This is a genomic window from Plasticicumulans sp., from assembly GCF_035331805.1.
Taxonomy (GTDB): Bacteria; Pseudomonadota; Gammaproteobacteria; order Competibacterales; family Competibacteraceae; genus Plasticicumulans.
Genome location: NZ_DAOLKE010000215.1, coordinates 3,257 through 6,163 on the forward strand (window position 1 = coordinate 3,257; position 2,907 = coordinate 6,163).

1 protein-coding gene is annotated in these 2,907 nt (G+C 74.1%); it reads left to right on the forward strand.

The genetic code is table 11. The features are described from left to right. Window positions 1-214: 214 nt before the first annotated feature. Window positions 215-2,907: cation-transporting P-type ATPase (locus PKE44_RS13625; protein WP_324552099.1), on the forward strand; the 2,693-nt coding region annotated here is incomplete at its 3' end.

Sequence of the window (2,907 nt, forward strand, 5' to 3'; positions counted from 1 at the left end):
CGGTGCACGCCCACCCGGCCTCGGGGCGGAGCGCTCTTCGGGGGGAGGGGCTCCCGAGTGCCGGGCGGCAGCGTGTCGCCAGTGAGTCCGGTCGCCATGCGGGCGGCGACCGGTATCCGGGGGACGAAAAGGTCCCTGATTCGGCCGGTGCCCGGAGACGCGGCGGCACCGGCCTTTCTTTTTTGAAGCCTGCATGCGGGCGGGGGCATGAGACATGTTCGGGCTGGGAAAGACGCGCCCGGGGGGTGGCGGCAGCGCGGCAATGGCCGGCGAGGTCGCACGCTGGGACGCGGACGGGGCGCTCTGGCATCTGGGCAGCCGGCGCACGGGGCTTTCCGAGACGGAAGCCGCGACGCGGCAGCGGATGTACGGCGACAACCGCATCACGCAGGCTCCGCGCACGCCGCTCTGGCGGCGGCTGCTGCAGGAGTTCGGCAATTTCTTCGCGCGGGTGCTGTGGGCGGCGGCGGCGCTGGCGTTTCTGGCGGAGAGCCAGACGCCCGGCCAGGGCATGCGCGAACTCGGCTTCGCCATCGTCGCCGTCATCCTGATCAACGGCGTGTTCTCGTTCTGGCAGGTGCAGCGCGCCGCGCAGGCGCTGGCTGCGCTGCAGGCGCTGCTGCCGCAGCAGGTGACGCTGCTGCGCGACGGGCACTGCGAGCGGCGCGACAGCGTGCTGCTGGTGCCGGGGGACGTGATCCGCCTCGGGGCCGGCGAGCGGGTGCCGGCCGACTGCCGGTTGATCGAGGCCTGCGACCTGCGCGTGAGCCTCTCGACGCTGAGCGGCGAATCGGCACCGCTGACCCGCGCCAGCGCGGCCTGCGCGCAGGCGCATCCGCTGGAGGCCGACAACCTGCTGCTCGCCGGCACGCTGCTGCTCAGCGGCCACGGCACGGCCCTGGTGTATGCGACCGGCATGGACACCGAGTTCGGGCGCATCGCCGGCCTGACGCAGGCGGCCGAAGACAGCGCCTCGCCGCTGCAGCGCGAGATCGCGCACATCTCGCGGCTGGTCACGCTGCTCGCCACCGCGCTCGCGGTCGGCTTCTTCGCCATCGGCCAGTGGCTGGAGCTGCCGCTGCACACCAGCCTGATGTTTGCCATCGGCATCCTGGTCGCCAACGTCCCCGAGGGCCTGCTGCCGACGGTGACGCTGGCGCTCGCCATGGCCACGCAGCGCATGGCGCGGCGCCGGGCGCTGGTGCGCAGCCTGCCGGCGGTCGAGGCGCTCGGCTCGACGACGGTGATCTGTTCGGACAAGACCGGCACGCTGACCGAAAACCGCATGCGCGTGTGCCGCGCGGCCACCGTCGCCGGCGTGCTGGCCGAGGGCGAAGCACTGCCGGGGCCGCTGGCCGAGATCGCGCGCTGCTGCCACGACCTGCAGCGGCAGGCCGACGGCCGCATGATCGGCGATCCGCTGGAGCAGGCGCTGCACGCCTGGGCCGGGGCCGGACCGGGCTGCCGGCGCATCGACGAGCGGGCCTTCGATGCCGTGCGCCGGCGCATGTCGGTGCTGGTCGCGCGCGCCGGCGGCGAGCGCTGGCTGCTCTGCAAGGGCGCGCCCGAAACCGTGCTGCCGCGCTGCCGGCAGGCCTGGACGCCGGCGGGCATCGTCACGCTCAGCCACAGCGAACGCTCGGCGCTGGTGCGCCTGCAGTCGGCCTGGGCCGATGCCGGCCAGCGCGTGCTGGTGCTGGCCTGGCGCCCGCACGACGACACGCACATCGGCGAGGAGGACGGCCTGATCCTCGCCGGCCTCGTCGGCCTGGAGGATCCGCCGCGCCCGCAGGTGCCCGAGGCCATCGCCCGCTGCCGCGCCGCCGGCGTACGCGTGATCATGGTCACCGGCGACCATCCGCAGACCGCGCTCGCGATCGCCCGCGAGATCGGCCTGGTGTGCAGCGAGCGGCCGGTCGTGCTGCAGGGCGACGGGCTCGTGCGCATGAGTGCCGCGCAGCGTGCCCGGGCGCTCGCCGCGCCCGAGGTGATCTGCGCGCGCGTCAGCGCCGAGCAGAAGCTGCTGGTCGTCGAGGCGCTGCAGGCCGGCGGCGAGGTCGTCGCCGTCACCGGCGACGGCGTCAACGATGCGCCGGCCCTCAAGCGCGCCGATGTCGGCATCGCCATGGGCCTCGCCGGCACCGACGTGGCGCGCGAGGCGGCCGACATCGTGCTGCTCGATGACCACTTCGCGACCATCGTCGATGCGATCGAGGAAGGCCGCACGGTCTACGCCAACCTCCGCCGCTTCCTGACCTACATCCTCAGCTCCAACATCCCGGAGCTGGTGCCGTATCTGGTGTTCGTGCTGGCGGGCGTGCCGCTGCCGCTGACGGTGATCCAGATCCTCGCGATCGACCTCGGCACCGACCTGCTGCCGGCCCTCGCCCTCGGCGCCGAACCACCGCGCCCGGGGGTGATGAACAGGCCCCCGCGCCCGCGTGGCGAACGCCTGCTGAACGGCGCGCTGCTCGCGCGCGCCTACGGCTGGATCGGCCTGCTGCAGGCGGCCGTGTCGCTCGCGGTCTACGCCGCGGTGCTCGATGCCGGCGGCTGGCACTACGGCGAGGCGCTCGCCGCGCAGGCGCCGCTGTACCGGGAGGCGACCGGCGCCTGCCTCGCGGCGATCGTCGTCTGCCAGATGGCCAACCTGTTCCTCTGCCGCGACCCGCGGCTGCCGGCCTGGTCGGCGGCCGGCCACAACCCGCTGCTGCTGCCGGCACTGGCGGCCGAATTCGGCACCATCCTCGTCATCCTCTACACGCCCTTCGGCCAGCAGCTGTTCGGCACGGCCGCGCTGCCCGTGACGGTCTGGCTGCAGGCCCTGGCCGGCGCGGCGCTGCTCGCCGGGCTGGAGGAAGGGCGCAAGGCACTGCTCAGGGCGGCCGACCGCTGGCGTGCTCCGGC